General features: G+C 65.1%; 7 protein-coding genes. 2 read left to right on the top strand and 5 right to left on the bottom strand.

Annotated features, from left to right (window positions below; translation table 11 throughout):
• The 4 genes from RFN28_RS25735 to RFN28_RS25720 form a co-directional block, all read right to left on the bottom strand.
• Positions 1-312 (bottom strand): transposase (locus tag RFN28_RS25735; protein WP_320289985.1); only part of this gene is annotated, 312 nt, incomplete at its 3' end.
• A gap of 86 nt (positions 313-398) precedes the next feature.
• Entirely contained in the window at positions 399-2282 is a 1884-nt protein-coding gene (locus RFN28_RS25730; protein ID WP_320289984.1) for an ABCB family ABC transporter ATP-binding protein/permease, read from the bottom strand.
• Positions 2283-2307: 25 nt separating this feature from the next.
• Positions 2308-2628, bottom strand: a complete 321-nt coding sequence (locus RFN28_RS25725; protein WP_320289983.1) for an ArsR/SmtB family transcription factor — start codon at positions 2626-2628, stop codon at positions 2308-2310.
• A gap of 108 nt (positions 2629-2736) precedes the next feature.
• Positions 2737-4335 (bottom strand): LysM peptidoglycan-binding domain-containing protein, encoded by a 1599-nt coding sequence (locus RFN28_RS25720; protein ID WP_320289982.1) that lies wholly within the window; start codon positions 4333-4335, stop codon positions 2737-2739.
• A 118-nt stretch (positions 4336-4453) separates the two neighbouring features.
• Here RFN28_RS25720 and RFN28_RS25715 point away from each other — a divergent pair, with 118 nt between their 5' ends.
• Positions 4454-5065, top strand: a complete 612-nt coding sequence (locus tag RFN28_RS25715; protein WP_320289981.1) for an LOG family protein — start codon at positions 4454-4456, stop codon at positions 5063-5065.
• A 92-nt stretch (positions 5066-5157) separates the two neighbouring features.
• Here the strand turns inward: RFN28_RS25715 and RFN28_RS25710 are convergent, their stop codons facing one another.
• Positions 5158-6048 (bottom strand): LysR substrate-binding domain-containing protein, encoded by an 891-nt coding sequence (locus RFN28_RS25710; protein WP_320289980.1) that lies wholly within the window; start codon positions 6046-6048, stop codon positions 5158-5160.
• A 107-nt stretch (positions 6049-6155) separates the two neighbouring features.
• Between RFN28_RS25710 and RFN28_RS25705 the strand changes: the two genes are divergently transcribed.
• Entirely contained in the window at positions 6156-6446 is a 291-nt protein-coding gene (locus RFN28_RS25705) for a muconolactone Delta-isomerase family protein (RefSeq protein ID WP_320289979.1), read from the top strand.
• The last annotated feature ends 21 nt before the right edge of the window (positions 6447-6467 follow it).

Below are 6467 nucleotides of genomic sequence, written 5' to 3'. Positions count from 1 at the left end.
ACGCCACAGCGTCGAATGATCGGGTGTGCGGTCCGAAAGGCTGAAGCCGGCAAAGCGGCGGAACGACAGTCGATCTCGAATCTGCGCCTCCAGCGCCGGATCGCTCAGCCCGTGCCACACGCCCAGCAAAAGGCAGCGCAGCAGCGGTTCCGCCGGATAGCTGGTGTTGCCCGAGCCGGGACCGCTGCGCTCACCAAGCAAGGTTCGGATCGGTGCCCAGTCCAGTTCCTTCGCTATCAGGTCGAAAATCATCTCATCCGCCGATGTTAGACCATCCGCCAGGCTCAACTGACCAAGCACTCGATCGACCATCGCGAATCCCCTCTCATTGGATATCCGCATGGAATCACTGATCCGATTCTGTGCAAAGCCCTCAAACAAGGGGAGAAGGAGAGGCGCTAACTCACTTCGGACGTCCTCCGCCGGACAATCACACCAAGCTCGTCCGCCTCGCGGGCGATGCGCAGCCGCTCCTCGGCCTCGGTGGCCTCGCGCTGGCGGTCCCACATCGAGGCGTAGAGGCCCTGCTTGCGCAGCAGCGCGGCATGCGTGCCGCGTTCGGCGATCTGGCCGTCCTTCAGCACGATGATCTCGTCGGCCGAGATCACCGTCGACAGCCGGTGGGCAATGACGATGGTGGTGCGGCCCTTGCTGACGAGGTCGAGAGCCGCCTGGATCTCCTGCTCGGTCTGCGTGTCCAGAGCCGAGGTCGCCTCGTCGAGCATCAGGATCGGCGGCGCCTTGAGGATGGTGCGGGCGATCGCCACGCGCTGCTTCTCGCCGCCGGACAGTTTCAGGCCGCGTTCGCCGACCATCGAGCGATAGCCATCGGGCAGCTTCGCGATGAACGGCCCGATCTGGGCAAGCTCTGCCGCCTTGCGCACCTCCTCCTCGCTGGCGCCGACGCGGCCGTAGCGGATGTTGTAGGCGATGGTGTCGTTGAAGAGCACGGTATCCTGCGGCACCATGCCGAGCACGGCGCGCAGGCTTGCCTGCGTGACATCGCGGACGTCCTGGCCGTCGATCAGCACCTGGCCGCGCTGCACGTCGTAGAAGCGGAACAGAAGCCTGGAGATGGTCGACTTGCCGGCGCCGGAGGGGCCGACGATCGCCACTGTCTTGCCCGCCGGCACTTCGAAGGAGACCCCCTTCAGGATCTTGCGGTTCGGATCGTAGGAGAAATGCACGCAGCGGAACTCGACCTTGCCGGGGCCGACCTTCAGCGGCCTGGCGTCCGGCTTGTCGACGATTTCCTGCGGCACGTCGAGCAGATCGAACATGTGCTCGATATCGGTCAAGCCTTGCCGGATCTCGCGGTAGATGAAGCCGATGAAGTTGAGCGGCACGGAAAGCTGCATCAGCATGGCGTTGATGAAGACGAAATCGCCGACCGACTGCGTGCCGGCCTGCACCTCAAGCGCCGACATGCACATGACGATGACGGTGCCGAGACCGAAGATGAAGCCCTGGCCGAAATTCAGCCAACCGAGCGAGGTCCAGGTCCTGGTGGCGGCGATCTCGTAGCGCGCCATCGAGCGATCGAAGCGTTCGGCTTCCATGCGCTCGTTGGTGAAATATTTGACCGTCTCGAAGTTGAGCAGCGAGTCGATCGCCTTGGTGTTGGCGTCGGTGTCGCTGTCGTTCATGTCGCGTCGGATCGAGATGCGCCAGTCGCTCGCCTTGACGGTGAACCAGACATAGATCCAGACGGTGACCGCTACGACGCCCACATATTTCCAGCCATAGGTGTAGGCGAAAATGCCGGCCGTCAGTGCGAATTCGAGGATGGTCGGCGCCGTGTTCAGCATGACGAAGCGCACGATCGTCTCGATGCCCTTGGTGCCGCGCTCGATGATGCGCGACAGGCCGCCGGTGCGGCGCTCGAGATGGAAGCGCAGCGACAGCTGGTGCATGTGCACGAAGGTGCGGAAGGCGAGCTGGCGCACGGCAAATTGGCCGACGCGGGCAAAGAGCGCGTCGCGCAGCTGGTTGAAGCCGAGCTGAACCAGCCTCAGCACGTTATAGGCGACGACCAGCATCACCGGCGCGAGCATGAAGGCGGGCAGCGGCGGCGGCGTCTTCGAGCCGTGGGCCAGCGCGTCAGTCGCCCATTTGAAGAAATAGGGGCCGGCGACCAGCGTCACCTTGGCGACGACCAGCAGCAGCGTCGCCCAGGTGACGCGGGCTCTTAAGTCGGCGCGGTCGGCCGGCCACATATACGGCCAAAGATTGCGCAGCGTGGTGAGGGTGCCGGATTCGGCGGAGACGGTCTTGTCGGCCACTAGTCTTGCCTTTTGGGTGAGAGGGTCAGCGGCTGGAGCAGCAGGAGTTGACGAGTTGATCGAGCAGCCCGGACACGCCGGCGAGCGCCGCATGGTCGACCGCATAGCGAGAGCGCTGTCGGTCGGCCTCGAAACGGACGAGCCCGGCCTCGACGAGGATCTTCAGATGTTGCGAAACCGTCGACTGAGCGAGATCGAGATGGTCGACCACCTCGCGGCAGGAGCAGCAGCTACTGGCCGAGAGATGCCTCAGGATCTCGATGCGCGCCGGATGCGAAAGCGCGGCAAACCGCGCAGCGATGGCGCGGCTGTCGGGAGCGTGGTTGTCGGATGGAGATTCGGTCATCGTTCATCGGCGATAGACGATGAACGATGAGAGGGCAAGCTAGGCAGGTGGGTAGATGGCTGATCTCCCCCTCGAGGGAAGAGATTACGCGCTCGTGCGCCGGCGCTCCTACTCCGCCTTCGGCGTGGTCATCTGGTCGCCCATGGCCTTCATGTCGGCCGGCTCGCCTTCTTTCGACTTGCCGGGAACCTTGAAGACCTGGCCGGGCCAGATGCGGTCGGGATCGCGGATCTGGTCCTGGTTGGCGAGATAGATGGTCGAGTAGCGCACGCCATGGCCGTAGACGCGGCGCGAGATGCGCCAGAGCGTATCGTTGCGGCGGATGATGACCGCGCCGTCGCTGTGTTCGAGCTTCGGCGCCACGGTTTCAGGCACGCCGGCCGAAGGCTTCGCTTCCGCGACCTTGGCCGGAGCCTCGGCTGTCGCGGGCTTGCCCGCTTCCGCGGTTGCGGTGGCCGGCGCCTTTGTCTCGACGGTCTTGGCCGCCGCCGACTTTGCCTCCGCCGACTGTGACCCCGCACCCTGGACCTGCGCGAGCTTGCCTTCGGCGGGCTTAGCCTCGTTCGGCGCGACAGCGGCGACAGACTCGCCGGGCTCGCGCTCGAACGGCACGGCGGCGCGGGCGACGACCTTCACACCGTCATCGGCAAGGCCATCGACATGGATGGTGTGGTTGCCGACCGGGATGTCGCGTGCCGCCTCGATCAGGAAATGGCCGTCGGGCGAGGTCTTGGCCTCGCCGAGCAGCATGTCGTCGGCATAGGCGCGTACCTTGCGGCCGGGATCGGCCGTGCCGGCGATGAATATCTTGCCGCCGTCGATCTCGACTGCCTCGACGGCGATCTTCGGTTCGTCTGCTGCGACCGCTGGCGTCTGTGCGGCAGGAGCGGAAGCCTGGTCGGTGGCGGCCGGAGCAGTCGCGGCCGGCGCCGGTGCCGTTGTGGACGGCGCGGTTGCGGCCGGGGCCGGTGCCGCTGGAGCGGCTGCCTGGTCGGTGGCTGCAGGCGCCGCCGGCTTGGCTTGTGGCTGCGGCACGGTGAGCAGTTCGGACGGCTTACCCGGCTCCTCGACCATCGCCAGCACCTGGCCGGTCGGGCTCTGTGGCACCGAGACGACGGCGGTCTGCGCCGACGCGACCGCAACACCGCCGGCGGTCGCGCGCAGCGTGATCGTGTAGTCGCCTGGCTTCAGCGGATTGTCGAGCACGATGGCGAAGGCGCCGTCGGCGCCGGCATCGGTCGAGCCGAGCACCGTCGCGCCATTCAGGATTTCGACCTTGGAATTGGGCGCGGCGCTGCCGGCGACGACGATCGAGCCATTGCCTTCGACGCGCACGACATCGAAGGTCGGCAGCGTGGGTCCTGCGGCGGCAGGCGCCTGGGCGGCCGGCGTGGATGCCGCCGGAGCCGTCGCGTTACTGGCCGGTGCCGTTGTCTTGTTGGCGGGCGCCATGGCGTTGTCAGAAGCCGGAGCCGTTGCGTTATTGGCCGGCGCCATCGCGTTGGCCGGGGCCTGCGGCAGGCGCCCTTCTGTGGTCGTGCTGCCGGATTCGGCCGGTTTCGATTCGGTCTGCGGAAGTGCCGCGACCTGCGCCGGCTTCCGGTTGTTGATGTATGGATCGAGCGCACCCGAGGCGTAGGCGATCGCCGCGACGACGGCAACCCCGCCCGCTGCAAACAAGAACGCCTTTGATGGGTTAATAGCCATAATCTTTTCTGCCCCCTTAGCCACCTAACGCCGATCTAGCGTGTTTTATCAAGTGCTACAAGAAAAAGCCCGCCTATGGGCTTGACCGCGCCAACCGTCCCCATCACCAATCATCGCCATGAACACGATTCGATCCGTCTGCGTCTATTGCGGTTCGTCTCCTGGCCGCGACGAGGCCTATGTCAAGGCCGGGCATCTGCTCGGCCGGTCGCTGGCGAAATCCGGCCTGCGCCTGATCTATGGCGGCGGCACCAAGGGGATCATGGGCGCTGTCGCCGACGGCGCGCTCAAGGCCGGCGGCAAGGTGACCGGCATCATTCCGCGCTTCCTGATCCACCGGGAGGCGACCGAGACCGCCCTCGACAAGCTTGACGAGCTCTTCATCACCGACAACATGCACGAGCGCAAGCACCGGATGTTCGAGAAATCCGACGCGTTCGTGGCGCTGCCGGGCGGCATCGGCACGGTCGAAGAGATCGTCGAAATCATGACCTGGGCCCAACTCGGCCATCACCGCAAGCCGATCGTCTTTGCCAACATCAAGGGCTTCTGGGATCCGATGCTGGCGCTCATCGAGCACATGTCGGACGAAGGCTTCATCCACACCGCACATAGAGTGAAGCCGCTGGTGGTCAACGACCCCGAAGCCATCGTCGCCGCCATCATGGTGGCGGGGTCCTCGGTCGACGCGCCGACGGAAGGCGTGCAGGCGGTGATAGATAAGATGTAGGTCTAGGGGAGTAAGGGAATAGGGGAGTAAGGGAGTATGTGGGTGACCGCCGGCTGATGAAGCGCCACCCTACTCCCCTATCCCCTACTCCCCTACTCCCCTACTCCCACCGCCCTCCCCAAATCCCCAATCACCGCCCGCTGATCATTGCGCCGCCAGGCGAGATGGATCTCAACACTGCGTTTGAACCACGGCATATCGCGGAAGACGATGCCGCCCGGTGCCGCGTCGCGCAGGCTCTGCTGCACGGTGGCGAGGCCTAGGCCTGCGCTGACCAGGCCGAGCGAAGTCAAGGGATCGGCCGTCTCATAGGCGATGTCGGGCACAAAGCCGGCCTCGACGCAAGCCGCCAGGAACTGGGCACGGTTGGTGTCGTCCGGCTGGCGCACGACGGTGATCCAGACGCGGGCGTCGAGATGGCTTGGCCGGATGTCGGCTATATCAACAAGCGGATCGCCCTCCGGTATTGCCAGCACCAGCGGCTCGCGCCGCACCAGCATGCTGTCCAGGTCCGGATCGCCCTTCGGCGCGGGCGAATAGACGAAGCCGAGGTCGAGCGCTCGGCTTCGCAGATCCTCGAACTGCGCCGCCGTGCGGCGGCTCCTGAGTTGCAGATGAAAATCCGGCCGCTCGCGGCGGAATTCCCTGAGCATGTCGGCGATCAGGCCGGCATGCACCGCGCCCTCGACATAACCGATGGCGAGGTTGCCGGTGGCTCCGCTGGCGAGGTTGCGGCCGAGTTCCTCCAGCCGCGCTGCATTGGCGAGCAGCGCGCGGGCTTCCGCAAGGAAGGCCCTGCCCTCGGCGTTGAGATGGACACGCTGCTTCGCGCGCTCGAAAAGGGTGACGCCCAACCGCTCCTCGAGCTGCATGATCTGGCGGCTCAAGGGCGATTGCGAGATGTGCAGCTGCTCGGCGGCGCGGCCGACATTGCCGGCCTCGGCGACGGCGACGAAATATCTTATTTGCCGCAGATCGAGCATTTTGCATCTAAGTCTCATGAGGTCTTAACTTTACCCTAATCAGTCTTGGACAGTCTGACCAGTCGGCGCGATATCTTCTGCATCAACCGGCCACGAAGGAGACCGCCATGCAGTTCTTTGCCCTGCTTACCCGCAACACCGAAAAGTTCAGCGACGCCGATTTCGCGCCTCTCCTGCCCGGCGAGGCCGAGCAGCGGCGCACGCTCTATGCACAAGGCGCCGTGCGCCAGATGTGGAACCGCGGCGACATTCCCGGCAGCGGCATGATGTTCGAGGCAGCCGACGAAAAGGAGGTGCGCGGCTATCTCGCCACGCTGCCGCTGGTCGAGCGTGGCATGATGGACATTGCGGCGGTAGTGCCACTCAATCCTTATCCAGGTTTTGGGCCGAAGCGCTGAAGCAGATGCAGCGCTAGTGCT

It is taken from the genome of Mesorhizobium album, assembly GCF_033977205.1.
GTDB classification, from domain to species: domain Bacteria; phylum Pseudomonadota; class Alphaproteobacteria; order Rhizobiales; family Rhizobiaceae; genus Mesorhizobium; species Mesorhizobium album.
This window is presented reverse-complemented; position numbering and strand designations above follow the sequence as displayed.